Here is a 25664-nt window from a genome sequence, read left to right as displayed (position 1 = left end):
CGTGCCGGGTGTTGGGTCAATTCTACGGGGCGTGGTGAGGGGGACGGGACGCACCCGCCCCCCTCGGTGAGCCGGGGGCTCAGGAGACGCCGAGCTCCTTGGCGTTGGCCTTCAGGTCCTCGATGCCACCGCACATGAAGAACGCCTGCTCGGGGAAGTGGTCGTACTCACCGTCGCAGATGGCGTTGAACGCGGCGATCGACTCGTCGAGCGGAACGTCCGAACCGTCCACGCCGGTGAACTGCTTGGCGACGTGGGTGTTCTGCGACAGGAAGCGCTCGACGCGACGGGCACGGTGGACAACGAGCTTGTCCTCCTCGCCCAGCTCGTCGATACCGAGGATCGCGATGATGTCCTGGAGGTCCTTGTACTTCTGGAGGATCCCCTTGACACGCATGGCGGCCTCGTAGTGGTCCGCCGCGATGTACCGCGGGTCGAGGATGCGGGACGTCGAGTCCAGCGGGTCCACGGCCGGGTAGATGCCCTTCTCGGAGATCGGACGGGAGAGAACCGTCGTCGCGTCGAGGTGGGCGAAGGTGGTCGCCGGCGCCGGGTCGGTCAGGTCGTCCGCGGGGACGTAGATCGCCTGCATCGAGGTGATCGAGTGACCGCGGGTCGACGTGATGCGCTCCTGGAGCAGACCCATCTCGTCGGCCAGGTTCGGCTGGTAACCCACCGCGGACGGCATACGGCCGAGCAGGGTGGACACCTCGGAACCGGCCTGGGTGTACCGGAAGATGTTGTCGATGAAGAAGAGCACGTCCTGCTTCTGCACATCGCGGAAGTACTCCGCCATGGTCAGACCGGCCAGGGCGACGCGGAGACGGGTCCCCGGCGGCTCGTCCATCTGGCCGAAGACGAGCGCCGTCTTGTCGATGACGCCGGAGTCGGCCATCTCCTCGATGAGGTCGTTGCCCTCACGGGTGCGCTCACCGACGCCCGCGAACACCGACACACCGTCGTGGTTGTTGGCGACGCGGTAGATCATCTCCTGGATCAGCACGGTCTTGCCGACACCGGCACCACCGAACAGACCGATCTTTCCACCCTTGACGTACGGGGTGAGGAGGTCGATGACCTTGACGCCGGTCTCGAACATCTCGGTCTTGGACTCGAGCTGGTCGAAGTTGGGCGCCTTGCGGTGGATCGGCCAGCGCTCGGTGACCTCGGCCTCGGCCTCGGGCTTGTTCAGGATCTGGCCAAGGGTGTTGAACACCTTGCCCTTGGTGATGTCGCCGACGGGGACCGTGATGCCGGTGCCCGTGTCGGTGACCGGGGCCTGGCGGACCAGACCGTCGGTCGGCTGCATCGAGATCGCGCGGATCACGCCGTCACCGAGGTGCTGGGCGACCTCGAGCGTCAGCGTCTTGAGCTTGCCGTCCTCGGCCGGGTCGGCCACCTCGACGGTCAGCGCGTTGTAGATGTCCGGCATCGCGTCGACGGGGAACTCCACGTCGACGACCGGGCCGATGACCCGGGCGACGCGGCCCGTGGCAACGGCCGTCTCAACTGTGGTCGTCATTACTTGTCACTCCCCGCGGTCGCGTCGGCCAGCGCACTGGCACCACCGACGATCTCGCTGATTTCCTGGGTGATTTCGGCCTGGCGGGCCGCGTTGGCAAGCCGGGAGAGCGTCTTGATGAGCTCACCGGCGTTGTCGGTGGCCGACTTCATCGCGCGGCGGCGGGCGGCGTGCTCGGAAGCAGCGGCCTGCAGCAGCGCGTTGTAGATACGGCTCTCGACGTACCGCGGAAGCAGGGCGTCGAGGACGTCCTCCGCCGACGGCTCGAAGTCGAAGAGCGGCAGGATCTCGCCCTTGCCGGTCTCCTGCTCCGTGGCACCGAGACTGAGCGGCAGCATCCGGTCGTCGACCGGGTTCTGCGTCATCATCGACACGAACTCCGTGAAGACGATGTGCAGCTCGTCGACGCCGCCCTCGGCGGTCTCCTGGGACACCGCCTCGATCAGCGGGGCAGCCGCCCGCTTGGCATCCGCGTACGTCGGGCTGTCGGTGAAGCCGGTCCACGAGTCCGCGATCTTGCGCTCGCGGAACCCGTAGTAGGCGACACCCTTGCGGCCGATCACGTACGTGTCGACCTCCTTGCCCTCACCGCGCAGCCGCTCGGTCAGCTTCTCCGCGGCCTTGATGGCGTTGGAGGAGTAACCGCCGGCCAGACCGCGGTCGCTCGTGATGAGCAGGATCGCGGCCCGGGCCGGGGACTCGGCCTCGGTGGTCAGCGGGTGCTTGGTCGTGGAGCCGGTCGCCACCGCCGTCACCGCGCGGGTCAGCTCGGTGGCGTACGGCGTCGACGCCGCCACCTGGCGCTGCGCCTTGACGATGCGCGAGGCGGCGATCATCTCCATCGCCTTGGTGATCTTCTTCGTGGCGGTGACGGAGCGGATGCGGCGCTTGTAAACGCGAAGCTGAGCGCCCATCGATCAGCCCTCGCCCAGGAGCTTGCCGTCCGAGGTCTCGAACTGCTGCTTGAAGGCGGCCACGGCGTCGGCGATCGCTTCCAGCGTGTCGTTGGACATCTTGGCGCCCTCGCGGATGCTGGTGAGGAGGTCCTTGCGCTCGCGGCGCAGGTACTCCAGCAGCTCCGTCTCGAAGCGGCGGATGTCCTCGACCGGGACGTCGTCCATCTTGCCGTTGGTGCCGGCCCAGACGGAGACGACCTGCTCCTCGACGGGGAACGGGGCGTACTGCGGCTGCTTCAGCAGCTCGACCATGCGCTTACCGCGCTCCAGCGAAGCCTTCGAGGCCGCGTCCAGGTCGGAACCGAAGGCGGCGAACGCCTCCAGCTCGCGGTACTGGGCGAGGTCCACGCGGAGTCGGCCGGACACCTGGCGCATGGCCTTGTGCTGGGCGGAGCCACCGACGCGGGAGACCGAGATACCGACGTTCAGGGCCGGACGCTGACCGGCGTTGAACAGGTCGGACTCCAGGAAGCACTGGCCGTCGGTGATGGAGATGACGTTGGTCGGGATGAACGCCGACACGTCGTTCGCCTTGGTCTCGACGATCGGGAGACCCGTCATCGAACCGGCACCCATGTCGTCGGAGAGCTTGGCGCAGCGCTCCAGCAGACGCGAGTGGAGGTAGAAGACGTCGCCGGGGTACGCCTCACGGCCCGGCGGACGGCGCAGCAGCAGGGAGACGGCGCGGTAGGCGTCGGCCTGCTTCGAGAGGTCGTCGAAGATGATCAGGACGTGCTTGCCCTGGTACATCCAGTGCTGGCCGATGGCCGAGCCGGTGTACGGCGCGAGGTACTTGAAGCCGGCCGGGTCGGACGCCGGGGCGGCGACGATGGTCGTGTACTCCAGCGCACCGGCCTCTTCGAGGGCGCCGCGCACGGACGCGATCGTGGAGCCCTTCTGCCCGATGGCGACGTAGATGCAGCGCACCTGCTTGTTCACGTCGCCCGAGCGCCAGTTGTCGCGCTGGTTGATGATCGTGTCGACGGCCAGAGCGGTCTTACCCGTCTGACGGTCACCAATGATCAGCTGACGCTGGCCGCGGCCGATCGGCACCATGGCGTCGACGGCCTTGTAGCCGGTCTGCATCGGCTCGTGCACCGACTTGCGGACCATGACGCCAGGGGCCTGCAGCTCGAGGGCGCGGCGGCCGTCGGTCGCGATCTCGCCGAGACCGTCGATCGGGTTGCCGAGCGGGTCTACGACGCGGCCGAGGTAGCCCTCGCCGACGCCGACGGAGAGCACCTCACCGGTGCGCTGCACCGGCTGGCCCTCCTCGATGCCGCTGAACTCGCCGAGGACGATCGCACCGATCTCGCGCTCCTCGAGGTTGAGGGCGAGACCGAGGGTGCCGTCCTCGAACTTCAGCAGCTCGTTCGCCATGGCGGAGGGCAGGCCCTCCACCTTCGCGATGCCGTCGCCGGCAACGCTGACCGTACCGACCTCCTCGCGCGAGGCCGCGTCCGGCTTGTACGACTGGACAAAGTTCTCCAGCGCGTCCCGGATCTCCTCCGGCCGGATCGTGAGCTCCGCCATCTGGGTTCCCTGCTCTCCTTGTTGGGCCCGAAGTTTCTTAAGGGGGTCTGGGGGCGACCCCCAGGAATCTTCTGCAGTTTCTGCACGGCCCAACCGGGCCGCTGGTCTTGCTCTGTTCTGTTGCTCCGCGCCTGCGTCAGCCGGCCATACGGCGGGTCGCCTCGTCGAGGCGGTCCGCGATGGTGCCGTTGATGACCTCGTCGCCGACCCGCACCGCGATCCCGCCGAGGACCGAGGGGTCCACGTCCAGGTTCAGGTGCATCGCGCGGCCGTAGATCTTCGCCAGGGCGGACCCCAGGCGCTGCTTCTGCCGGTCGCTGAGCGGCACCGCGGAGGTGACGATCGCGACCATGCGCTCCCGGCGCTCCGCGGCGAGCTTGGACAGGGAGTCGAGTCCCGCTTCCAGGCTACGTCCACGCGGCTGGGTGACAAGCCGCACGATGACGCGCTCGGTGGCGGGCCGCGCCTTGCCGCCGAGCAGGCTGCGGAGCAGCTCGCCCTTGGCGGCGGGGGTCGCGGTCCGGCTGGTGAGCGCGGCACGCAGGCCGGTGTCCGAGGCGACGATGCGGCCGAACCGGAAGAGTTCGTCCTCGACGTCGTCCAGGTCGCCGGTGCGCTGGGCGGCGGTGAGGTCGGCGGTGTTCGCCAGTTCCTCGACCGCGTCGACCAGGTCCCGCGACTGCGACCAGCGCGAGCGGACCATGCCGGAGACCAGGTCGACGGCTTCGCCGCCCACCTGGCCGCCGAGCAGGCGGCCTGCCAGCTCGGCCCTGGCCTCGCCCGGCTGCGCCGGGTCGGTCAGGACCCGGCGCAGCGACACCTCGCGGTGCAGCAGCGCCGTGACGCCGGCCAGGTCCTCGGCGAGCTTCGCCGCGTCGACCGACGTGGAGTCGGTCAGCGCGTCGAGACGCTCGCGTGCGGCAGCCAGTGCCTCGCGGCTCGCGCTGTTCATCGGACGGCCTCGGCCTTCGCTTCGAGCTCGTCGAGGAAGCGGTCGACGGTGCCACTCTGCCGGGCGTGGTCCTCCAGGGACTCACCGACGAGCTTGCCGGCCAGGTCGGTGGCGAGCTTGCCCACGTCCTGGCGCAGCGCGGCGGCGGCGGCCTTGCGGTCGGCCTCGATCTGGGCGTGGCCGGCGGCGACGATCTCGTCGCGCTGGCGCTGACCCTCGGCGCGCATTTCCTGCAGGATCACGGCGCCCTGCTCCTGCGCCTCCTGGCGCATGCGAGCGGCTTCGTGGCGGGCCTCGGCGAGCTGAGCCTTGTACTGCTCAAGAACGCTCTGGGCCTCGGTCTGGGCCGCATCGGCCTTCTCGATACCGCCTTCGATGGCCTCGCGGCGCTCTTCCAGAACCTTGTTGATGTTCGGGAGGAGCTTCTTGGCGAGGAAGCCGAAGACGATGACGAAAGCGATGAGGCCAATGACGAGCTCAGGGATCGGCGGAATGAGCGGGTTTTCCGCTTCCTCCGCCGCGAGCTGAACCAGGGGGTTCACGTCAGTGCCTTCCGTCGAATGGGCTGTTCGCGACCGGTCAGGAGGTCGGGTAGACGAACGGCATGACCAGACCGATCAGGGCGAGCGCCTCACAGAAGGCGAAGCCGAGAATCTGGTTGGCGCGGATGAGACCGGCAGCCTCGGGCTGACGGGCGAGCGCCTGGGTGCCGTTACCGAAGATGATGCCGATGCCGACGCCGGGGCCGATCGCGGCGAGGCCGTAACCGATCGAGCCGAGGTTGCCCTTGATTTCGACGCCGGCGGCGAGGGTCTGGAGAGCGGACATGCCGGTTCTTCCTTCTCTTTCAATGTCCGGTGGGGGTTGGCCACCGGGTGCTTCAGGAGTGGGGTGCTCAGTGGCCCTTGGCGAGAGCGCCCTGGATGTAGCTGCAGGCCAGCAGCACGAAGACGTAAGCCTGAACAGCCTGGATGAAGAGTTCGAAGGCCGTCATCACGAGGACCATCACGAACGACACGCCCGCGTAGGCGATGCCGATGCCGTTGAGCATGTACCAGCTGGCGATCGTGAAGAGCAGCAGGAGCGTGTGGCCCGCGAACATGTTGGCGAAGAGTCGGACCGCGTGCGTGAACGGCCGGACCAGGAGGTTCGAGAAGAACTCGATGGTCATCGAGAGCGGCAGGACCCCGCCGAGGTTCTTGTCGTAGCCCGTGAAGTTCTTGAGGGCGCCGACGAACCCGTGCTTCTTGAAGGTCAGACCGACCCAGAGCAGGTAGACGATTCCGGCGAGGACCGCCGGGTACGAAATGATCGCCGTCACGGGGAACTGGGCAATCGGGATGATGGACCAGAGGTTCATCATCCAGATGACGAAGAACAGGGAGACCATCAGCGGGACGTACTTCTCGCCGTCGCGCTTGCCGATCGTCTCGTAGACGATGCCGCGGCGGATGAAGTCGTATCCGGCCTCGGCCGTCATCTGGAGCTTGCCGGGCACCAACTTCGGCTTGCGGAAGGCGGCCCAGAAGAAGCCCACGATGATCACCGAGCCGAGCAGGGCCAGCAGCATCGTCTTGTTGAAGTACAAGTTGCTGTCCGCGTCGCCCCAGAGGGGCTCGAACAGGAACGAGTGCAGGCCGGGTGCCGGAAAGCCACAACCGTCGAAGAGGTGGCAATCGGTCTCGAAGGCGAGCACCTGTGTCGGGTCAGCACTCACCGCGGGCTCCTTCAGCGTGGCGCATAGGTACGGCAACCTCGTTGTGTCGGCGCGGCGCGCAGCCGCGGTTCGGCACTGGACTGGTGTTTCGGATGTGTGAGCGGCAGTCAGGCATGTGAGCCTCGCGATCGAGCAGGCGTCAGCTCACATGCACGCGCCCGCAGTGCCGCAGTTGGAACCGGACGATAGCAGGGTCCTGACCCCGCACTTATTCCGCCCCTACCCTTCACGCGTCGGACCCCGGTTTCCCGGCCTTGTCGGCCTTCTCGGATTCGGGTTCCACGTAAAGGATCTTCGCCTTCATATGCGCACGCGCCTGTGCGCCGATCCACACGAGGGTCGTCGCGACCAGGGTGATCGCGAACGCCTTCGGGTTGAACAGCGAGGTGTTCTTGAATACGGCGACGAAGATGAACAGCAGCAGGAGCTGTGCCGTGTAGAGCGCGAGCCCCATCGCCTGGAACAGGTGGGGCATGGACCTCGCGGTCCGTTGCAGGACCAGGAGTCCGATCCCCATGAAGAGGATGACCACGACCGTCCCCACGATCGCGCCCAGGGCTCCCTTGCCACCGGCGACGCCAGCGCTGATCGCGGCGGCTACGGCGCCGGCGGCAGCGGTGGGTACGGCGGTCTGGAGGAGAGTCCGGACGTCGTTGGACGGCATGGCGGCAGCTCCGCTTGCAGGGGGTGGGCAGTGTGTCGTCATGGACGAGCGTAGGCCCGGTCCGAGTCGATGCCTCGGGCCGATGGACCGTGCTACATCAGGTCCTTCGGCTCTGTCACCGGGCTTCGTGAACGGTATCACAAACTATTTGATGAGGTCTTTACCTAGAAAGTGTGCTTGCTGTCACACGTGAGGGCTAACGAGCACGCGTGAGCGAGGCACGGCGTCGCTTTGTCTGCTAATGGGCGCCGGTGCCCGATTCAGTGACGGGTGGAACCGGCCGCCCGGCGGTCGGTCGTACGCGAACGGTGGCCGATCGCGGTCGCCCCGTTGACGCCCGAGACACCCGCGGCGACGGGAGCCCCGGCAGCCGCCTCACGCGCCTCTGCCGCACCTCCGGCCCCCTCGGCCCCATCCGTCTCCATCTGGCCGCCCACGGCCCCCTGTTGGCCCTCCGCGGCCTCCTCCGACGCGGCGGCACCCGGCCCCTCCGGCAGACGCCGTCTGCGGCGGTAGCGCGGCGGCACGAAGCGTTCCGCCCAGCGCGGGGCGCGCGGGGTGAACCGGGGCATCAGCAGCAGGATCAGCCCGAGCGCGCTCAGCCCCACGATCACGATCACGATCCACAGGGACGTCGAGTGCACCGAGTACCCCACCGCGCCGAACGCGATCAGCGCCGACCAGAAGTACATGATCAGCACCGACCGGCTGTGCGAGTGGCCGATGTTGAGCAGCCGGTGGTGCAGGTGGCCCCGGTCCGCCGCGAACGGCGACTGGCCGTTCCAGGTGCGCCGGACGATCGCCAGCACCAGGTCCGCCGCCGGGATCGCGATGATGGTCAGCGGCAGCAGCAGCGGGATGAAGACCGGGAGCATCGCGTGGGTCGCCTGGCGCTCACTGCCCTCGAAGATCTTCATGGTGTCCGGGTCGACCTGCCCGGTCACCGAGATCGCGCCGGCCGCGAGCACCAGGCCGATGAGCATCGAACCCGAGTCGCCCATGAAGATCCGCGCGGGATGCATGTTGTGCGGCAGGAAGCCGAGGCACATGCCCATCAGGATCGCCGCGAACAGCGTCGCCGGGGCGGCGGCCTCGATGGTGTGCCCGTACCAGAGCCGGTAGGTGTACAGGAAGAACGCGGCGGCGGCGATGAGGACCATGCCGGCCGCGAGCCCGTCCAGGCCGTCCACGAAGTTGACGGCGTTGATCGTGATGACGACCAGAGCCACGGTGAGCAGCGTGCCCTGCCACGGGGTGAGGGCCACCGTGCCGACGCCCGGGATCGGCAGCCACAGGATCGTGAGGCCCTGGAGGACCATGACGGCGGCGGCGAGCATCTGCCCGCCCAGCTTGATCAGGGCGTCGATCTCGAACTTGTCGTCGAGGACCCCGATGAGCCAGATCAGCGCCGCTCCGGAGAGCAGCGCCCTCGGTTCGCTGGAGAGCTCGAAGACACCGTCGAGGTTCGCCAGGTGGTTGGCGACGATGAGCCCCGCGCACAGCCCGCCGAACATGGCGATGCCGCCGAGCCTCGGGGTCGGTTCGCGGTGGACGTCGCGCGCGCGGATCGCGGGCATCGCCCCGACCGCGATGGCGAACTTGCGCACCGGACCGGTGAGCAAGTAGGTCACAGCGGCCGTGACACAGAGTGTCAGCAGGTAATCACGCACGGGCTGCCCCACAGATATCGCCGGCCATCTCAGCCCACACCTTAACTAGACAGGTCCCATGGTTGAGGACACGGAGTCCGCCGCGATGGTTGCACAGAGGAAGTCAGTGGGGCGCGGAGACGCCGGTCAGCGCGGTGACGACCGGGTCCAGGGCCTGGCTGATCTCGTCGCCGATGGACCGGAAGAAGGTGATCGGGGCGCCGTACGGGTCGTGGACCTCGTCAGCGTCCGGGGTCGGGGCCAGCAGCCAGCCGCGCAGTGCCGCGGCGGCCCGGACCAGGGCGCGGGCACGCTCGACCACGCCCTCCTCGCGGGCGTCGGGCAGGGTGGCCGGGTCTATGGCCCGCACCAGCCTGGTGAACTCCTTCAGCGTGAAGGTGCGCAGCCCGGCCGAGTGGCCCATGGAGATGACCTGGGCGCGGTGGTCGCGGGTGGCCGTGAGCACGAGGTCGGCACGGATCACGTGCTCGTCCAGCAGCTCACGGCCGGTGAAGCCGGTGGCGTCGGCGCCGAAGTCGGCGAGGACCACCTCGGCGTTGGCCTCCATCGGGGCGCCCTCGTGACCCCAGGTCCCGGCGCTCTCCACGATCAGCCCGCCCTGGAGCGGGTCCCCGAGCCGGTGCACCAGGGCGTGCCGGGTCAGCCGCTCGGTGATCGGCGAGCGGCAGACGTTGCCGGTGCTGACGTGGAGGATGCGGAAAGTGTCGGGCCGCCCCGCTATGCCACGCCCCTCGGGGGCGGTCAATTGGCCACCTCGAGGTCGGGGACCACCTTGCGCAGCTCCTCCGCCGAGATCGCTCCGGCGCGCAGCAGGACGGGCACCTTGCCGGTGACGTCCACGATGGAGGAGGGCACGATGCCGGGGGTCGGGCCGCCGTCGAGGTAGACGGAGACGGAGTCGCCGAGCATCTCCTGGGCCGCGTCGCAGTCCTCCGGCGAGGGGTGGCCGGTCAGGTTGGCGCTGGAGACGGCCATCGGGCCGACCTCGGTGAGGAGCTCGATGGCGACCGGGTGCAGCGGCATCCGGACGGCGACGGTGCCCCGGGTGTCGCCGAGGTCCCACTGGAGCGACGGCTGGTGCTTGGCGACCAGGGTCAGGGCGCCCGGCCAGAACGCGTCGACCAGCTCCCACGCCTGTTCGGAGAAGTCGGTGACCAGGCCGTGCAGGGTGTTCGGGGAGCCGATGAGGACCGGCGAGGGCATGTTGCGGCCCCGGCCCTTGGCCTCCAGGAGGTCGCCGACCGCCTCGGAGGCGAAGGCGTCCGCGCCGATCCCGTACACGGTGTCGGTGGGCAGCACGACGAGCTCGCCGCGGCGGACGGCCGACGCGGCTTCGCGCAGCCCCGTCGTACGGTCGGTCGCGTCGTTGCAGTCGTATCGCCGTGCCATCAGCCGGCCTCCTCAAGCATGTACGGGTAGGGGTGCGGGGCGCGGGTCACGGCATCGCCTTGCGGGCGGTGGCGAACCGGGGTCGCCGGTTGAGGTCGGGGTGGTCGGCCGCGTCGGCCCAGCCCCGTTCCTCGGTGAAGATCCAGGGCACCTGGCCGCCCTGGGTGTCGGCGTGCTCGATGACGACGAGGCCGCCGGGGCGGAGCAGGCGGTGCGCGGTGCGCTCGATGCCCCGGATGGTGTCGAGGCCGTCCTCGCCGGAGAACAGCGCCATCTCGGGGTCGTGGTCGCGCGCCTCGGGCGCCACGTACTCCCACTCGGTGAGCGGGATGTACGGCGGGTTGGAGATGACCAGGTCGACCTGGCCGTCCAGCTCGGGCAGGGCGGTGAGCGCGTCGCCGCGGTGAACGGTGACGCGGGAGTTCTCGGCGTTCTTCCGGGTCCACTTCAGGGCGTCCTCGGAGAGCTCCACGGCGTGCACGCGGGAGCGCGGGACCTCCTGGGCCATGGCGAGGGCGATGGCGCCGGAGCCGGTGCACAGGTCCACGATCAGCGGCTCCACCACGTCCATCGCGCGGACGGCGTCTATGGCCCAGCCGACGACCGACTCGGTCTCCGGGCGGGGCACGAAGACGCCGGGCCCGACCTGGAGCTCCAGGTAGCGGAAGAAGGCGCGTCCGGTGATGTGCTGGAGGGGTTCGCGGGCCTCGCGGCGGGCGATGGTCTCCCAGTAGCGGGCGTCGAAGTCGGCGTCCGGCACGTTGTGCAGCTCGCCCCGCTTGACGCCGTGGACGAAGGCGGCGAGTTCCTCGGCATCGAATCTCGGTGAGGGAACACCGGCGTCGGCCAGCCGCTGGGTGGCCTGGGCCACCTCGGCGAGCAGCAGGTTCATCGCGGTTCTCCGTACGGGTTCACGAGCGGGGCGGGGCAGGTGGTGGGCTCAGGCGGCGGCCAGCTTGGCGGCGGAGTCGGCGTCGACGCACGCCTGGATCACCGCGTCCAGGTCGCCGTCGAGCACCTGGTCCAAGTTGTACGCCTTGAAGCCGACGCGGTGGTCCGAGATCCGGTTTTCCGGGAAGTTGTACGTCCGGATCTTCTCGGAACGGTCGACCGTACGCACCTGGCTGCGACGTACGTCCGAAGCCTCCTGCTCGGCGGCCTCCTGGGCGGCGGCGAGGAGCCGGGAGCGCAGGATGCGCATGGCCTGCTCCTTGTTCTGGAGCTGGCTCTTCTCGTTCTGGCAGGAGGCGACGACGCCGGTCGGCAGGTGCGTGATGCGGACGGCGGAGTCGGTCGTGTTGACGGACTGGCCGCCGGGGCCGGACGAGCGGTAGACGTCGATGCGGAGGTCGTTGGCGTGGATCTCGACGTCGACCTCCTCGGCCTCGGGCGTCACGAGGACACCGGCGGCGGAGGTGTGGATGCGGCCCTGGGACTCGGTGGAGGGCACGCGCTGCACGCGGTGCACCCCGCCCTCGTACTTCATCCGGGCCCAGACGCCCTGGCCGGGCTCGGTGGCCCCGTTGCCGCCCTTGGTCTTCACGGCGACCTGGACGTCCTTGTAGCCGCCGAGCTCGGACTCGGTGGAGTCGATGATCTCGGTCTTCCAGCCGACGCGCTCGGCGTAGCGCAGGTACATGCGCAGGAGGTCGCCGGCGAACAGCGCGGACTCGTCGCCGCCCGCCCCGGCCTTGATCTCCAGGAGCACGTCCTTGTCGTCGCTGGGGTCGCGGGGAACGAGCAGGAGGCGGAGCTTCTCGGTGAGCTCCTCGCGCTGCTGCTCCAGCTCCTTGACCTCGGCGGCGAAGTCGGGGTCGTCGGCGGCGAACTCGCGGGCGGTCTCGATGTCGTCACCGGACTGCTTCCAGGAGCGGTACGTCGCGACGATCGGGCTCAGCTCCGCGTAGCGCTTGTTGAGCTTGCGCGCGTTGCCCTGGTCGGCGTGGACCGCGGGGTCGGCGAGCTGCTTCTCGAGATCGGCGTGCTCACCGATCAGTTCCTCGACCGCCTCGAACATCTCGGGCTCCTGGTTCCTTCGCTCGTCGTGCCTGCCGGCCGGTGGGTGCCTGCCGGGGCCGGGATACGGAGACCCCGTGCCCGGACCGGAAAAAAACGCCGGCCACGGCGCCCCCGGGAAGAGGGCACCGCGGACCGGCGCGGACGGCTCGCTACTTGCCGGCGGCCTTGGCGCCCTTGCCGAAGCGGGCCTCGAAGCGGGCCACACGGCCACCGGTGTCGAGGATCTTCTGCTTGCCCGTGTAGAACGGGTGGCACTCGGAGCAGACCTCGGCACGGATGGTGCCGCTGTCCAGCGTGGAGCGGGTGGTGAACGACGCGCCACAGGTGCAGCTGACCTGCGTCTCGACGTACTGGGGGTGGATGTCGCGCTTCAAGGGTGTCTCCTAGGTTCGGGAGGGCACCGGGTCGTACGCGCGGATTGCGCGTCCGTGAACCGGGGCCGACGTACCAGTCTGCCAGGACCGGCCGTATCTCCCAAAACCAGGGTGGACGGCCGGGTATTCCCCCGGACACGGCCGGGGGCCCGGGTCACCGGACGAGCTTGCCCGCGTCGCCCTTGTCGCCGGCCGACTGCTTCGTCGCCGATGCGGGGACCGGCTTGTCGGCGTTCAGGGCGTCCCAGACCTGCCGGTCGGCCTTCTCCAGCGGGATGACGCGGTTGGGGTCGGCGGGGTCGTACTCGACGGGCAGGGTCACCATGTTCACGTTGTCGGAGCCGAGGCCCTTGAGGCCCTTGGCGAAGCTCGCGAGCTTGGTGACCGAGCCGAGGTCGGAGTCGGTGGTGACGGCCTTGGTGGCGGTGTCCGCGATCCCGTAGAGCTTGGTGCCGTCGAACACGCCCACGCTCTTGACCTGCTGCATCAGCGCCTTGATGAATGCCTGCTGGAGCTGGATGCGGCCGAGGTCGCTGCCGTCGCCGACGCTGTGCCGGGTGCGGACCAGGCCGAGCGACTGCTCGCCGTCCAGGGTGTGGGTGCCGGGTTGGAGGTCCAGGTGGCTGTCGGGGTCGTCGATCGCCTTGGTGGTGGTGATCTCGACGCCGCCGAGCTTGTCGATCAGCTTCTTGAAGCCGGTGAAGTCGACCTCGATGTAGTGGTCCATGCGGATGCCGGACATGGATTCCACGGTCTTGACCGCGCAGGCAGGCCCGCCGACCTCGTACGCCGTGTTGAACATGGCGCGCTGCTGCCCGGCCACCGGATCACCGCTGACGTCGCCGGTGCAGTCGGGCCGGGTGACGAGGGTGTCGCGCGGGATGGAGACCACACTCGCGGTCTTGTGCCCCTTGTTGACGTGGACGACCATCGCGGTGTCGGAACGGGCCCCTCCGCCGTCCTCGCCGTACTTGCCGTTCGCGCCGGAGCGGGAGTCGGAGCCCAGGACGAGGATGTCCTCGGAGCCGTTGTCGACGTTCTCGGGGCGGTCCTTGCCGAGCGCGGTGTTGATGTCGACGGCCTGGAGGTTGCCGTTGAGGTGGACGTACGCGTAACCGAGGCCCGCACCGCCCACGACGACCGCGCCGGCCAGGCTCCAGACGGCTATGCGCGTGGCCCTGCGGCCGCGGGACGGTTTCTTCCGGCGCTTGCCGGTGGCCCGTATTCGGCCGTTGCTCCCGCTTCGCTCGCTCATGCGTCTCCCTCGTTCCGTCGGCTGCTGTCCGGGTACCCCCTCTTTCCGTGGTGGCGACAAAAAGCGTGGCACAGGACGCTGTGGCCCCCCGAGGAGCCCGGAACCGCTCGGGCGGCTGCGGGAACGGCCCGTATTCCGGCGCTCACCTGCGGTTTCATGGCCCGTACAACGGTCGTACGAGGGTCCCGCGCGGCCGTGCCCGTGTGGCGAAGGTCTCGGAACGGCAACGGGATACGGCACAGGGCCGCCCCCGCACCGGAGGTGCGGGGGCGGCCCTGTGTGCTGCCGGAGGGCGACGACTAGTCGTTGTTGCCCGGGGCCGGCGTCGTCTTCTGGATCTGGAGCAGGAACTCCGCGTTCGACTGGGTCTTCTTCATCCGGTCGAGCAGGAGCTCGATGGCCTGCTGCTGGTCGAGCGCGTGCAGCACCCGGCGCAGCTTCCAGACGATCCCCAACTCCTCGCTGCCGAGCAGGATTTCCTCCTTGCGGGTGGAGGACGCGTCGACGTCCACCGCCGGGAAGATCCGCTTGTCGGAGAGCTTGCGGTCGAGCTTGAGCTCCATGTTGCCGGTGCCCTTGAACTCCTCGAAGATCACCTCGTCCATGCGCGAGCCGGTCTCGACCAGCGCGGTGGCCAGGATGGTCAGCGAGCCGCCGTCCTCGATGTTGCGCGCGGCACCGAAGAAGCGCTTCGGCGGGTAGAGCGCGGTCGAGTCGACACCACCGGACAGGATGCGGCCGGAGGCCGGGGCGGCGAGGTTGTACGCGCGTCCCAGGCGGGTGATCGAGTCCAGCAGGACGACCACGTCGTGACCCAGCTCCACGAGGCGCTTGGCGCGCTCGATGGCCAGCTCGGCGACCGTGGTGTGGTCCTCGGCGGGGCGGTCGAAGGTCGAGGAGATGACCTCGCCCTTCACCGACCGCTGCATGTCGGTGACCTCTTCCGGACGCTCGTCCACCAGGACGACCATCAGGTGGCACTCGGGGCTGTTGACCGTGATCGCGTTGGCGATGGCCTGGAGGATCATGGTCTTGCCGGTCTTCGGCGGGGCCACGATCAGACCGCGCTGGCCCTTGCCGATGGGGGCGACCAGGTCGATGATCCGCGTCGTCAGGACGTTGGAGTCGGTCTCCAGGCGGAGCCGGTCCTGCGGGTAGAGCGGGGTCAGCTTCTGGAACTCGGGGCGGCCGCGGCCCGATTCGGGCGCTCCGGCGTTGACCGTGTCGAGGCGGACCAGCGCGTTGAACTTCTCGCGGCGCTCGCCGTCCTTGGGCTGGCGCACCGCACCGGTGACGTGGTCGCCCTTGCGCAGGCCGTTCTTGCGGACCTGGGCGAGCGAGACGTACACGTCGTTCGGGCCGGGCAGGTAGCCGGAGGTCCGGATGAACGCGTAGTTGTCGAGGATGTCCAGGATGCCCGCGACGGGGATCAGGACGTCGTCGTCGGTGACGGGCGGGGCGTCGGCGAACTCGTCGCGCCCACGACGGCCCCGGCGGTCGCGGTAGCGCCCGCGACGGCCGCGCCGGCCGCCGTCGTCGTCGAAGTCGTCCTGCGGCCCGTTGTTGCCGCCCTGGTTCTGGCCGCCGCCGCCCTGGCCCTGGCGCCGGTTGCCGCCCTGGTCGTCGCCCTTGCCGCGCCGGCCGTCGCGCTGACGGTCGCGGCGCTGCTCGCCACCGCGGTCCCCGCGCTGGCGGTCGCCGCGGTCGCCCCGGCGGCCCTCGGCGTTGTCCGCGCCGGACTCGGCCTTGGACTCGGCGGAGCGGTCCTCGGCGGGCGCCTCGTGCTTCTGGTCCTGCTTCGGCTCGTCCTGGGCGCGGTCCTTGCTCTGCGCCTTGGCGTCCGGCTTGCTCTCCGGGCTGCCCGCCTGCGCGGTGGCGCGGCGGCGACGACGCTCGCCCGCGGGCTGGTCGTCGCTGGCCGGCTGGCCCGGGATGTCGATCTGCTGCTGGGCCGTGGCCTTGTCGGCGGGCGCGGCGGCCGGGGCCTCGTCGGCGCCGGTGCGCGTCTTGGAGGTGGCGCGGCGCTTCGGCTTGGTCTCGGCTGCCTCGGCGGGGGCCGCGGCGGCCTTGGCCTTGGGGGCGGAGGAGCCGCCGCCGGCCTGGGCCTCCTTGATGACCTCGATCAGCTGGCTCTTGCGCATCCGCGCGGTGCCCTTGATACCGAGGCCGGACGCGACCTGCTGCAGCTCGGCCAGGACCATGCCCTCAAGGCCGGTGCCGGAGCGGCGGCGCCGTGCGGTGGTGCCAGTGGCAGCACCTTCGGCGGGCGCGGCGCTGTCGACGCTCTTGTCGGCAGTCACGCCCATCAGATCGGTGGTGTCGCTCACGAAGGGTCCTTCCCTGGAGCGGACGTCGGCCTTCTGGCTCGGCGACCGGTTGTGCTGTCCGGCTGCGGTCCTCGGTTGGTGCGGCCCGTGCCGGGGCGGTGGTCCGCCGGATGGAACGGCGGAGAGATGAGGTGTGCATGTGCCCGGCGCGAGCATCCCCCTGCTCGGCCCACTCCTGGACGAGCGAGGGGTGTCGTGCCGGTTCCGGAGCGTGCTCGCAACTGCTCAGGCAGGCTGCTCAGGCAGTTGGGGAGGCTCCCGGAAGAAATGGTGGTCCCGAAGGGGACACGAAGCAACGCGCCTCTTGGACGTCGATTGCAGACTTGAGATTAACACTACCGGCTCCAACAAACATTCCCCCTCTCACTCACCGGCAATCACTTCTCGGCCAGCGGCCTCGCGGGCTACGGGGCCAGCGGCAGGACGCTGGCGCCCTGCGCGTCGAGAGCGAGCCGGTTGGCCGCCCAGCCCTCGCCCGCCAGTCGGGCGACCTTGTCGGCGTCGCCGTCCCCGGCCAGAGCCAGCACCGTCGGTCCCGCGCCGGAGATGACCGCGGGGACGCCCTCGGCGCGCAGCCGGCCGACGAGCTCGACGCTCTCGGCCATGGCGGGCGCGCGGTAGTCCTGGTGCAGCCGGTCCTCGGTGGCCGTGAGCAGCAGCTCGGGGCGCCTGGTCAGGGCCTCGACGAGGAGGGCGGCACGGCCGGCGTTGAACGCGGCGTCGACGTGCGGGACGGTGCGCGGCAGGAGTCCGCGGGCGGTTTCGGTGAGCACCGGCTTGCCGGGGACGAAGACCACCGGAACGATGGAGTCAGCGGGGTCCATCCTGATCGCGCGGGCGGAGGCGCCGTCCATCCAGGCGAGCGTGAATCCGCCGAGCAGGCAGGCCGCGACGTTGTCGGGGTGGCCCTCGATCTCCGTGGCGAGCTCCAGCAGGGCCGCGTCGTCGAGGCGGGCGTCACCGCCGGTCGTCACGGCGCGGGCGGCGACGATTCCGGCGCAGATGGCGGCGGAGGAGGAGCCGAGGCCGCGTCCGTGCGGGATGCGGTTGGCGCAGACGATCTCCAGGCCGCGCGGCTGTCCGCCGAGCAGGTCGAAGGCGGTGCGCAGGGAGCGTACGAGCAGGTGCTTCTCGTCGCGGGGCAGGGTGTCCGCGCCCTCACCGGCGATGTCGATGTGCAGTCCGGAGTCGGCGACGCGGACGACGACGTCGTCGTACAGGCCGAGCGACAGGCCGAGGGCGTCGAAACCGGGGCCCAGGTTGGCGCTGGTCGCGGGGACGCGCACCCGGACGGCGGCGGCTCGGAAGGCGGGACCGGCCATCGCTGTGACGACTCTCCTTGTGAGGCGGCGGGGATTCCGGGGGCTGCGGGCGGGGGTTCTTCGGGGGAGCCGCAACGGCCCGGGGCACCCCGGCAGATGCGGCGGGGCGGGTTGGGTACAGCTTATCGAAGGAAGGTTCTGTGGCGACATAGGGCGCACAGGAGGCGCACGATGCGTGTCGCACGCCCGCGGTGCGCTCTTGTTGCCGGAAAGGGCCGGTAGGAGCCCTTTCTGACGAGTCGTCGCGCAGGGCCTTTCGTTTGGATCAGGCCGGATCAGGGAGCGGGGCCTGGTGCCGTGCATCGCAAGGCGGAGGATTGAGGCAACGCGGAGCGTTGGTGATTGACGACAACGCCGCGAGGTGCGGCACCAGGCCCCGCGAGCCCGGCATGATCCAAACGAAAGGCCCTGACCCCGGGCCGTCGTCCGGACCGGCCCGGGGGTGTGGCGTTACGTGGTTACGCCAGGCCCAGCTTCTCGGCGGCGGCGGCCGCGTCGACCGGGACGGTGACGGGCTGCGGGGCGCCCGCGACGGCCCAGTCGGGGTCCTTGAGGCCGTTGCCGGTCACCGTGCAGACGATGCGCTGGCCCGGGTCGACCTTGCCCTCCTCGGCGGCCTTGAGCAGACCGGCGACGGACGCGGCCGAGGCGGGCTCCACGAAAACGCCCTCCTGGGAGGCCAACAGCCGGTACGCGGAGAGGATCTGACGGTCCGTGACCTCATCGATGAAGCCGCCCGACTCGTCCCGCGCGGCCAGCGCGTAGTTCCAGGAGGCCGGGTTGCCGATCCGGATCGCGGTGGCGATGGTCGACGGGTCCTTGACGACCTCGCCGCGCACGATGGGCGCCGAGCCGGACGCCTGGAAGCCCCACATGCGCGGCTTGTGCGCCGCCATGCCGTCCCCGGCGTACTCGGTGTAGCCCTTCCAGTACGCGGTGATGTTGCCCGCGTTGCCGACCGGGAGGACGTGGATGTCCGGGGCGTCGCCGAGTGCGTCGACGATCTCGAACGCGGCGGTCTTCTGGCCCTCGATACGGACCGGGTTGACCGAATTGACCAGCGCGACCGGGTAGTTGTCCGAGAGCGAGCGGGCCAGCGTGAGGCAGTCGTCGAAGTTGCCGTCGACCTGGAGGATCTTGGCGCCGTGCACGAGCGCCTGGCCCATCTTGCCGAGCGCGATCTTGCCCTGCGGCACGAGGACCGCGCAGACCATCCCGGCCCGGACCGCGTAGGCGGCGGCCGAGGCGGAGGTGTTGCCGGTGGAGGCGCAGATGACGGCCTGCGCGCCCTCCTCCTTGGCCCGGGTGATGGCCATGGTCATGCCGCGGTCCTTGAAGGACCCGGTGGGGTTGGCGCCCTCGACCTTGAGGTGCACCTCGCAGCCCGTGCGCTCGGAGAGGACCTGAGCGGGGACGAGCGGCGTACCGCCCTCACGGAGCGTGACGACCGGCGTCGTGCTCGTGACCGGGAGACGGTCCCGGTACTCCTCGATGATGCCGCGCCACTGGTGGGTGCCCTTGGTGGTCATGGGTCCTTACTCCCCTTCAACACGCATGATGCTGGCGACACCGCGCACGGTGTCGAGCTTGCGCAGCGCCTCGACGGTCCCGGAGAGGGCGGCGTCGGGCGCGCGGTGGGTGACGACGACGAGCGATGCCTCGCCGTCGGTTTCCTGACTGTCCGGCCGGCTCTGCTGGCGGACCGTATCGATGGATACGCCCTGGTCGGCGAAGACCGTCGCGACCTGGGCGAGCACGCCCGGCTTGTCGGCCACGTCGAGGCTGATGTGGTACCGCGTGACGACGTCGCCCATGGGGCTCACCGGCAGGCGCGTGTACGCGGACTCGCCGGGCCCGGGGGCCTCGTTGAGCTTGTTGCGGCAGACGGCCACGAGGTCGCCGAGGACCGCGGACGCGGTGGGCGCCCCGCCCGCGCCGGGGCCGTAGAACATCAGCTGCCCGGCCGCCTCGGCCTCCACGAACACCGCGTTGTACGCCTCGCGCACCGAGGCGAGCGGGTGGCTGAGCGGGATCATCGCGGGGTGCACCCGGGCCGTGACGGAGGCGCCGTCGGCGGCGCGCTCGCAGATGGCGAGGAGCTTGACGGTGCAGCCCATGCGGCGGGCGGAGGCGATGTCGGCGGCGGTGACCTCGGTGATGCCCTCGCGGTGCACGTCGCCGATCCTCACCCGGGTGTGGAAGGCGATCCCGGCGAGGATCGCGGCCTTCGCGGCGGCGTCGAAGCCCTCCACGTCGGCGGTGGGGTCGGCCTCCGCGTAACCGAGGGCGGTGGCCTCGTCCAGCGCCTCGGAGTAGCCGGCGCCGCTGGTGTCCATCTTGTCGAGGATGAAGTTGGTGGTGCCGTTGACGATGCCGAGCACCCGGTTGACCTTGTCGCCGGCCAGGGACTCGCGCAGCGGTCGTACGAGGGGGATGGCACCGGCCACGGCGGCCTCGTAGTAGAGGTCCCGGCCGTGCTGCTCGGCGGCGGCGTGCAGGGCCGCGCCGTCCTCGGCGAGCAGGGCCTTGTTGGCGGAGACGACGCTCGCGCCGTGCTCGAAGGCGGTCCTGATCAGCGTGCGGGCGGGCTCGATGCCGCCGATGACCTCGATGACGACGTCGATGTCGCCGCGTTTGACGAGGGCGGTCGCGTCCGTGGTGATCAGGGCGGGGTCGATGCCCTCGCGCACCTTGGAGGGCCGGCGTACGGCGACGCCGGCGAGCTCCACCGGCGCGCCGATGCGCGCGGCGAGGTCGTCGGCGTGCGTCGTCATGATGCGCGCCACCTCTGAGCCGACCACACCACAGCCCAGCAGCGCCACCTTCAGCGGACGCGTACGCATCATCCGACCTCGTTTCCTTTACACCTGTAGTACGGACCAGTCTCACTCACCGGACGGGTGTTCCCGCCACCCGTCCGGATCCTGAGATGTTTACGGGGATAGCGTGGTACGCCCCCGGAAATACGGCATCAGCCGACATCGAGACGCAGGAGATCTTCCTCCGTCTCGCGCCGGACGATCACCCGCGCCTCCCCGTCCCGCACGGCGACGACCGGCGGGCGCAGGGCGTGGTTGTAGTTGCTCGCCATGGAGCGGCAGTACGCGCCGGTGGCGGGCACGGCGATCAGGTCGCCGGGGGCCAGGTCCGCCGGCAGGAAGGCGTCCTTGACCACGATGTCGCCGCTCTCGCAGTGCTTGCCGACGACCCGGACGAGCATCGGTTCGGCGTCCGAGGTCCGCGAGGCGAGCGCGACGCTGTACTCGGCGTCGTACAGCGCGGTCCGGATGTTGTCCGACATGCCGCCGTCGACGCTCACGTAGGTGCGCAGACCCTCCAGCGGCTTGATCGTGCCGACCTCGTACAGCGTGAAGGCGGTCGGGCCGACGATGGCGCGGCCGGGCTCGACGGAGATGCGGGGGGTGGCGAGCCCGGCGGACTCGCACTCGCGGGTCACGATGTCGCCGAGCGACTTGGCGATCTCGTGCGGTTCGCGCGGGTCGTCCTCGGAGGTGTACGCGATGCCGAGACCGCCGCCGAGGTCGATCTCGGGCAGTTCGACGCCGTGCTCGTCGCGCACCTCGGCGAGCAGCTGCACGACGCGGCGGGCGGAGACCTCGAAGCCGGCCATGTCGAAGATCTGGGACCCGATGTGGGAGTGGATGCCGACGAGTTCGAGCCCGTCCAGGGTGAGCGCCCGGCGCACGGCCTCGGCGGCCTGTCCCCCGGCGAGCGCGATGCCGAACTTCTGGTCCTCGTGGGCGGTGGCGATGAACTCGTGGGTGTGCGCCTCGACGCCGACGGTGACCCGGATCTGGACGCGCTGGCGCTTGCCGAGGCTCTGCGCGACGTGGGCGACGCGGACGATCTCCTGGAAGGAGTCGAGGACGATGCGCCCGACGCCCGCCGTGACGGCGCGCTCGATCTCCTCGACGCTCTTGTTGTTGCCGTGGAGGGCGATGCGCTCGGCGGGCATCCCGGCGTCGAGCGCGGTGGCCAGCTCGCCGGCCGAGCAGACGTCGAGGTTGAGCCCCTCCTCCTTGAGCCAGCGCACGACGGCCCGGGAGAGGAACGCCTTGCCCGCGTAGAAGACGTCGGCCCCGGGCCCGAAGGCGTCGGACCAGGCGCGGCAGCGGGCGCGGAAGTCGGTCTCGTCCAGGAAGTAGGCGGGGGTGCCGAACTCCTCGGCGAGGCGGGACACGGTGAGCCCGCCGACGGTCAGGGCGCCGTGCTCGTCGCGGGTGACGGTGCGGGACCACACCTTCTCGTCCAGGACGTTGAGGTCGTCGGCGGGGGCGAGGTAGTGGCCCTCGGACATGACGTCGGCGTGACGGGGTCCGGCGGGGTGTGCGGATCGGCTCATCGTGTGGCTCTGCTCTCTCGGGTGCTCAGAGGTGTTCGGGCGCGCTGACGCCGAGCAGGGACAGGCCGCCGGCCAGCACCGTCCCGGCGGCTTCGGCGAGGGCCGTCCGGGAGCGGTGGGCGGCCGAGGGTTTCTCGTCCCCGACGGGGAGCGGTGGGGCGGCGTCGTGGAAGTCGAAGAAGGCGGCGGCGACCGCGTCGAGGTGCCGGGCGAGCCGGTCGGGGGCGCGGTGGCGGGCCGCGCCCGCGAGGACGGCGGGGTGCGCGTCGAGCAGCGCGAGCAGGGCGTCGGCCCCGGTGGCGTCGATGTCCTCACCGGCCCCGGCGACGGCGAACCCGAGCCGGTCCGCGCCCCGGAGCACGGCGCGGGCCCGGGCGTGGGCGTACCGGACGCGGAAGAGGGCGTTGGCCTCGGTCTGCGCGATCAGCTCGGGCCCGAGGGGGGCACGGTCGTGCCCGGCGGCGCGGAGGAGGCCCCAGCGGGCGGCGTCGGGGCCGAGGCGGTCGAGCAGGGCGGCGGCGGTGTCCCCGGCGGGGACGGGGCGTATGGGGTTTTCCGCCTGGTCGTCGGACGCCTCCGTGCGCACCCCGAGGCGCGTCCAGTCCGGGTCCGGCTCCCCGTCGCAGCCGACGCTCACGTCGGCACCCTGGGCGGCCAGCAGCCGGCGGACGGCGTCGGCGGTGACGGCGGCCCGGACCTCGCGGGCGTGGACGAGCCGCAGCCGCTGTCCGGCGAGGGCGTCCCCGTACCCGTACCGCTCCCCCTGCGCCCGCACCCGGTGGACGAGGTCGCGGTGGGCGGCGGCGCCGGTGGCGGCGTCGAGCGTGAAGTTGAGGAAGCCGGGTCCGGTGATCTCGACCCCGGCGACCCCGGGGGCTCCGGCGAGCCGGTCGCGCAGGATCTCGGCGACCTCGCGGGCGCGGAGCCCTGCGGGTCCGGCGAGCTGGAGCGCGACGGCGCTGGCGTAGTCGCCGCGCCCGCCGGGCCGGGTCCTCTCCACCCGCACGCGCGCGGGCACGGGCGCGCGCAGGGCGTCCTCGCGGACCGCGCGGCGCACGGCGTGCAGCACGGTCGTGGAGAGATCGACGGGGGTCACGGCACAAGCGTAGGGGAGGGAGGGGGGCCCTTCGCGAACCGGTTTCGCCATGCGGTCAGCCCGCGGCGCTCTCCGCCCGCCCGTCGAGCGCGGCCGTCCGGCCGCGCTCCATCAGCCGGCGCACGAGCCGTACCAGCTCGGTCGGCTCGAAGGGCTTGGCGAGGAACGCGTCGACCCCGGCGGCGACCCCGCTGTCCACCTCGTACGGCGTGCACGCGCTGACGATCGCGAGCGGCAGATGCCGGGTGCGCGGGTCGGACCGCAGCCGGGTGGCGGTCTGGAGGCCGTCGAGCCGGGGCATGACCACATCGAGCGTGATCACGTCGGGACGGACCCGGTGCACGAGATCCAGACACTCGGCACCATCGCCCGCGGTCACGACCTCGAAGCCCTCCAGCTCGAGATTGACCCTGATCAACTGCCGGATGACCTTGTTGTCGTCGACAACAAGCACGCGGCCGCATGCCCCAGACACCCTTCGAGAGTAGGCGCGCCGGAGGGGCTGCGTCCGGGTTTTGCCCACTTCCGCCCCCGGAGGAGCCCCCATAAGGATGGCCGGATGTGTGTACGAGGGGGTGCGCACCGTCACGCGATGACGCGGAATACCTGTTCACGGGCACCCCGTCGGAGCTGGTAGTGTTTCACCCGTCGCAGAGCAGCACAGCGATACGCCCCCGTAGCTCAGGGGATAGAGCATCGGCCTCCGGAGCCGGGTGCGCAGGTTCGAATCCTGCCGGGGGCACTTCTCAGGAAGTGCCGAAAAGACCCCGCCGTCAGTGGAAACACTGAGGTCGGGGTCTTCGCGTATGTACGATGCGGCCGAGCCGCGCCGGCCGTGGCGCGCGTGTCCAGGGGGGACCATGTTCGTCATCATCGTGGGGTTGCTCATCGCGCTCGCCTTCACCGTCTTCGGGGTGCGGATGGTCCGGAACGCCACCGCGATGGCGCGACGCCACCAAGAGGGCATCGCGCTGTGGGCGTTGACCGAGGGCATGCCCGTCACGTCGCGTTTCGCCTGGCCCCCGGTGCTCTTCCGTTGCATCGGCGTACTCAGCGCGCTGGCCGGCACGGCGGCGGCGCTGTTCGCGGTGGCGGCCTTGATCGTCGCCGTCTGAGGGGCGACGCGGACCGGCGGCAGGGCCGCCTGGCCCCCCGTCACCTCACCGGCGACCCGGCGCCGGTGAGGTGAGGTGCGCGAACATCTCGTCCACGCCCTCGTGCCGGGTGGTGCGCCCGGCGGCAACGTCCTCGCTCGCCTCACGCTCACCCGCCTGCCACCGCTCCGTCGAGAACCACGCCTGGTCCGCACGGATCTTCCGTAGTCCGTGCACCTCGACAACGCCGTCGTCATTGATGGCGAACTCAAGCTCGTCACCCGGGGAGACTCCGAGCACCTCTCGGATTCCTGCGGGCAGCGTCAGCTCTCCCTTGTCGCGCACGGCGGCACGAAACGTGGTCGCAGCCATAAGCAGCCTCCGTCTCCCACTCTCCCACGCGGTACACCCGGGCCCGCAGTCCGCTGTCAGCGCGGCAGTTCCAGCTCGACCGCGACCGTCTTGCCGATAGGGGCCCGGTCCAGCACCTCCCACCGGTCGGCGAGCGCCGCGACCAGGAGCAGTCCTCGGCCCTCCTCGGCAAGCGGTGCGGGCTCGGCCACGGCGCCGGACGGCGGGCGGTGTTCGCCCCTGGTGTCGGAGACCTCGATGCGCAGGGTGCGGCCGGTGAGCCGGACGACCAGCTCGAAGTCGCGGCCGGGGACGCGGCCGTGAGTGACGGCGTTGGCGGCGAGCTCGGCGACCAGCACGGCGGCGGTGTCGGACGCCGTGCTGCCGTACGGCACGCCCCAGGCGTCGAGCTGGTGCAGGGCGAGCCGCCGGGCGAGCCGGGCGCCGCGCGGGGTGGAGCTGAAGCGCTGGGTGAACGCGTTTGCGGTGGCCGGAGCTTGGGGGGCGACCGCGGTGGGCAGTGGTGTCATGCCCTCAAATCTGGCGGCACGGCCCCGCCCCGCACCAGTGATCACCTGCGTACTCCCTGTGAGCGTACGTGCTCAGGGCGTCCGCATCAGCTCGCGGTCGCCGGGGATCGGTCGGCGCAGCAACCGGCTTCGGCCTCGATTGCCGGGGTCTTGCCCAGTTGGTCGGCGTCGGCCTTGACGACGTAGACCTCCCAGGGTTCCTTGCCGGGGCCGTGGACCCAGACCTTGTCCTGGAGGGCGTAGCAGCAGGAGGTGTCGTTCTCCTCGAACGTGGCGAGGCCGGCCTCCTTGAGGCGGTCGGTGGCGGCGGTGACGGCCGCGGTGGTCTCGACCTCGACGCCGAGGTGGTCCAGGCGGGTGTCCTGGCCGGGCTCGCCCTCGATCAGGACGAGCTTGAGCGGGGGCTCCGCGACGGCGAAGTTGGCGTAGCCGGGGCGGCGCTTGGCCGGTTCGACGCCGAACAGCTTGGAGTAGAAGGTCACCGAGGCTTCGAGGTCGGCGACGTTGAGCGCGAGCTGGACACGGGACAT

At 70.5% G+C, this 25664-nt stretch carries 26 protein-coding genes and 1 tRNA gene; 2 read left to right on the top strand and 25 right to left on the bottom strand.

Features of this window, described 5'->3' with window-relative positions:
- Positions 1–79: 79 nt before the first annotated feature.
- The 22 genes from atpD to AMK18_RS13860 all read right to left on the bottom strand — a co-directional run bounded on the left by atpD (position 80) and on the right by AMK18_RS13860 (position 23613).
- Positions 80–1522, bottom strand: a complete 1443-nt coding sequence (gene atpD, locus AMK18_RS13965; protein ID WP_018102631.1) for a F0F1 ATP synthase subunit beta — start codon at positions 1520–1522, stop codon at positions 80–82.
- Positions 1522–2436, bottom strand: a complete 915-nt coding sequence (locus tag AMK18_RS13960) for a F0F1 ATP synthase subunit gamma (protein ID WP_018102632.1) — start codon at positions 2434–2436, stop codon at positions 1522–1524. The genes atpD and AMK18_RS13960 overlap by 1 nt, the downstream gene beginning before the upstream one ends.
- A gap of 3 nt (positions 2437–2439) precedes the next feature.
- On the bottom strand, positions 2440–4011 hold the full coding sequence (atpA, locus tag AMK18_RS13955) for a F0F1 ATP synthase subunit alpha (protein ID WP_018102633.1): 1572 nt from the start codon (positions 4009–4011) through the stop codon (positions 2440–2442).
- Between the two features lie 136 nt (positions 4012–4147).
- Entirely contained in the window at positions 4148–4963 is an 816-nt protein-coding gene (locus AMK18_RS13950; RefSeq protein ID WP_073863016.1) for a F0F1 ATP synthase subunit delta, read from the bottom strand.
- Complete coding sequence (locus AMK18_RS13945; RefSeq protein WP_018102635.1) at positions 4960–5505, bottom strand: F0F1 ATP synthase subunit B; 546 nt, start codon at positions 5503–5505, stop codon at positions 4960–4962. Before AMK18_RS13945 ends, AMK18_RS13950 begins: the two co-directional genes overlap by 4 nt.
- Positions 5506–5542: 37 nt before the next feature.
- A complete protein-coding gene (gene atpE / locus AMK18_RS13940) occupies positions 5543–5791 on the bottom strand; it encodes an ATP synthase F0 subunit C (protein ID WP_018102636.1) in 249 nt (82 codons plus the stop codon).
- Between the two features lie 67 nt (positions 5792–5858).
- On the bottom strand, positions 5859–6680 hold the full coding sequence (atpB, locus tag AMK18_RS13935; RefSeq protein WP_026171462.1) for a F0F1 ATP synthase subunit A: 822 nt from the start codon (positions 6678–6680) through the stop codon (positions 5859–5861).
- A gap of 226 nt (positions 6681–6906) precedes the next feature.
- Positions 6907–7344 carry a hypothetical protein gene (locus AMK18_RS13930; RefSeq protein WP_018102638.1) on the bottom strand — a complete coding sequence of 146 codons (438 nt, stop codon included), beginning with the start codon at positions 7342–7344 and terminating at the stop codon, positions 6907–6909.
- 260 nt (positions 7345–7604) lie between these two features.
- Complete coding sequence (locus AMK18_RS13925; RefSeq protein WP_073863015.1) at positions 7605–9026, bottom strand: MraY family glycosyltransferase; 1422 nt, start codon at positions 9024–9026, stop codon at positions 7605–7607.
- A gap of 91 nt (positions 9027–9117) precedes the next feature.
- Positions 9118–9759, bottom strand: a complete 642-nt coding sequence (locus AMK18_RS13920; RefSeq protein WP_018102640.1) for an arsenate reductase/protein-tyrosine-phosphatase family protein — start codon at positions 9757–9759, stop codon at positions 9118–9120.
- Positions 9756–10403: an L-threonylcarbamoyladenylate synthase gene (locus AMK18_RS13915; protein WP_018102641.1), complete on the bottom strand. Its 648-nt coding sequence runs from the start codon at positions 10401–10403 to the stop codon at positions 9756–9758. Before AMK18_RS13915 ends, AMK18_RS13920 begins: the two co-directional genes overlap by 4 nt.
- 46 nt (positions 10404–10449) lie before the next feature.
- The gene (prmC, locus tag AMK18_RS13910; RefSeq protein ID WP_018102642.1) at positions 10450–11295 is read right to left on the bottom strand and encodes a peptide chain release factor N(5)-glutamine methyltransferase; all 846 of its coding nucleotides are present in this window, start codon (positions 11293–11295) and stop codon (positions 10450–10452) included.
- Between the two features lie 48 nt (positions 11296–11343).
- Entirely contained in the window at positions 11344–12420 is a 1077-nt protein-coding gene (gene prfA / locus AMK18_RS13905; protein WP_018102643.1) for a peptide chain release factor 1, read from the bottom strand.
- Positions 12421–12571: 151 nt separating this feature from the next.
- Complete coding sequence (rpmE, locus tag AMK18_RS13900; RefSeq protein ID WP_018102644.1) at positions 12572–12796, bottom strand: 50S ribosomal protein L31; 225 nt, start codon at positions 12794–12796, stop codon at positions 12572–12574.
- Between the two features lie 154 nt (positions 12797–12950).
- The gene (locus AMK18_RS13895; RefSeq protein WP_073863014.1) at positions 12951–14051 is read right to left on the bottom strand and encodes an LCP family protein; all 1101 of its coding nucleotides are present in this window, start codon (positions 14049–14051) and stop codon (positions 12951–12953) included.
- Between the two features lie 299 nt (positions 14052–14350).
- The gene (gene rho / locus AMK18_RS13890; protein ID WP_018102646.1) at positions 14351–16378 is read right to left on the bottom strand and encodes a transcription termination factor Rho; all 2028 of its coding nucleotides are present in this window, start codon (positions 16376–16378) and stop codon (positions 14351–14353) included.
- Positions 16379–16782: 404 nt separating this feature from the next.
- Positions 16783–17700: a homoserine kinase gene (thrB, locus tag AMK18_RS13885; RefSeq protein WP_018102647.1), complete on the bottom strand. Its 918-nt coding sequence runs from the start codon at positions 17698–17700 to the stop codon at positions 16783–16785.
- A 458-nt stretch (positions 17701–18158) separates the two neighbouring features.
- Positions 18159–19229, bottom strand: a complete 1071-nt coding sequence (thrC, locus tag AMK18_RS13880) for a threonine synthase (RefSeq protein WP_018102648.1) — start codon at positions 19227–19229, stop codon at positions 18159–18161.
- Between the two features lie 6 nt (positions 19230–19235).
- Complete coding sequence (locus tag AMK18_RS13875; RefSeq protein ID WP_018102649.1) at positions 19236–20546, bottom strand: homoserine dehydrogenase; 1311 nt, start codon at positions 20544–20546, stop codon at positions 19236–19238.
- A 125-nt stretch (positions 20547–20671) separates the two neighbouring features.
- Positions 20672–22063 (bottom strand): diaminopimelate decarboxylase, encoded by a 1392-nt coding sequence (gene lysA, locus AMK18_RS13870; RefSeq protein ID WP_026171463.1) that lies wholly within the window; start codon positions 22061–22063, stop codon positions 20672–20674.
- 25 nt (positions 22064–22088) lie between these two features.
- Entirely contained in the window at positions 22089–23159 is a 1071-nt protein-coding gene (nrtL, locus tag AMK18_RS13865) for an ArgS-related anticodon-binding protein NrtL (RefSeq protein ID WP_073863013.1), read from the bottom strand.
- A gap of 55 nt (positions 23160–23214) precedes the next feature.
- Positions 23215–23613, bottom strand: coding sequence for a response regulator (locus AMK18_RS13860; RefSeq protein WP_018102652.1), 399 nt, complete (start codon positions 23611–23613; stop codon positions 23215–23217).
- Positions 23614–23829: 216 nt separating this feature from the next.
- Between AMK18_RS13860 and AMK18_RS13855 the strand changes: the two genes are divergently transcribed.
- Both AMK18_RS13855 and AMK18_RS13850 read left to right on the top strand, forming a co-directional pair.
- Positions 23830–23901: transfer RNA gene (locus tag AMK18_RS13855), tRNA-Arg, on the top strand.
- Positions 23902–24019: 118 nt separating this feature from the next.
- A complete protein-coding gene (locus AMK18_RS13850) occupies positions 24020–24274 on the top strand; it encodes a hypothetical protein (RefSeq protein WP_073863012.1) in 255 nt (84 codons plus the stop codon).
- Positions 24275–24319: 45 nt separating this feature from the next.
- Here AMK18_RS13850 and AMK18_RS13845 read toward each other — a convergent pair whose 3' ends face one another.
- The 3 genes from AMK18_RS13845 to AMK18_RS13835 form a co-directional block, all read right to left on the bottom strand.
- A complete protein-coding gene (locus tag AMK18_RS13845; protein WP_079199281.1) occupies positions 24320–24625 on the bottom strand; it encodes an AbrB/MazE/SpoVT family DNA-binding domain-containing protein in 306 nt (101 codons plus the stop codon).
- A gap of 56 nt (positions 24626–24681) precedes the next feature.
- Positions 24682–25134 (bottom strand): ATP-binding protein, encoded by a 453-nt coding sequence (locus tag AMK18_RS13840; protein ID WP_073863011.1) that lies wholly within the window; start codon positions 25132–25134, stop codon positions 24682–24684.
- Positions 25135–25220: 86 nt separating this feature from the next.
- Positions 25221–25664 (bottom strand): ArsI/CadI family heavy metal resistance metalloenzyme, encoded by a 444-nt coding sequence (locus AMK18_RS13835; protein WP_073863010.1) that lies wholly within the window; start codon positions 25662–25664, stop codon positions 25221–25223.

This window comes from Streptomyces sp. CB01249 (assembly GCF_001905735.1).
Lineage (GTDB): Bacteria > Actinomycetota > Actinomycetes > Streptomycetales > Streptomycetaceae > Streptomyces.
The sequence above is the reverse complement of the archived record's forward strand: the minus strand, read 5'-3'. Positions and strand labels throughout refer to the sequence as shown.

Coding starts and splice junctions, on each gene's coding strand:
- AMK18_RS13930 (WP_018102638.1), bottom strand. CDS start 7,344: ATGCCGTCCAACGACGTCCGGACTCTCCTCCAGACCGCCGTACCCACC.
- prfA (WP_018102643.1), bottom strand. CDS start 12,420: ATGTTCGAGGCGGTCGAGGAACTGATCGGTGAGCACGCCGATCTCGAG.
- thrB (WP_018102647.1), bottom strand. CDS start 17,700: ATGGCCGGTCCCGCCTTCCGAGCCGCCGCCGTCCGGGTGCGCGTCCCC.
- AMK18_RS13850 (WP_073863012.1), top strand. CDS start 24,020: ATGTTCGTCATCATCGTGGGGTTGCTCATCGCGCTCGCCTTCACCGTC.
- atpA (WP_018102633.1), bottom strand. CDS start 4,011: ATGGCGGAGCTCACGATCCGGCCGGAGGAGATCCGGGACGCGCTGGAG.
- AMK18_RS13895 (WP_073863014.1), bottom strand. CDS start 14,051: ATGAGCGAGCGAAGCGGGAGCAACGGCCGAATACGGGCCACCGGCAAG.
- thrC (WP_018102648.1), bottom strand. CDS start 19,229: ATGACCACCAAGGGCACCCACCAGTGGCGCGGCATCATCGAGGAGTAC.
- AMK18_RS13960 (WP_018102632.1), bottom strand. CDS start 2,436: ATGGGCGCTCAGCTTCGCGTTTACAAGCGCCGCATCCGCTCCGTCACC.
- prmC (WP_018102642.1), bottom strand. CDS start 11,295: ATGAACCTGCTGCTCGCCGAGGTGGCCCAGGCCACCCAGCGGCTGGCC.
- AMK18_RS13915 (WP_018102641.1), bottom strand. CDS start 10,403: ATGGCACGGCGATACGACTGCAACGACGCGACCGACCGTACGACGGGG.
- AMK18_RS13950 (WP_073863016.1), bottom strand. CDS start 4,963: ATGAACAGCGCGAGCCGCGAGGCACTGGCTGCCGCACGCGAGCGTCTC.
- AMK18_RS13845 (WP_079199281.1), bottom strand. CDS start 24,625: ATGGCTGCGACCACGTTTCGTGCCGCCGTGCGCGACAAGGGAGAGCTG.
- AMK18_RS13840 (WP_073863011.1), bottom strand. CDS start 25,134: ATGACACCACTGCCCACCGCGGTCGCCCCCCAAGCTCCGGCCACCGCA.
- AMK18_RS13835 (WP_073863010.1), bottom strand. CDS start 25,664: ATGTCCCGTGTCCAGCTCGCGCTCAACGTCGCCGACCTCGAAGCCTCG.
- lysA (WP_026171463.1), bottom strand. CDS start 22,063: ATGAGCCGATCCGCACACCCCGCCGGACCCCGTCACGCCGACGTCATG.
- AMK18_RS13875 (WP_018102649.1), bottom strand. CDS start 20,546: ATGATGCGTACGCGTCCGCTGAAGGTGGCGCTGCTGGGCTGTGGTGTG.
- atpE (WP_018102636.1), bottom strand. CDS start 5,791: ATGTCCGCTCTCCAGACCCTCGCCGCCGGCGTCGAAATCAAGGGCAAC.
- atpD (WP_018102631.1), bottom strand. CDS start 1,522: ATGACGACCACAGTTGAGACGGCCGTTGCCACGGGCCGCGTCGCCCGG.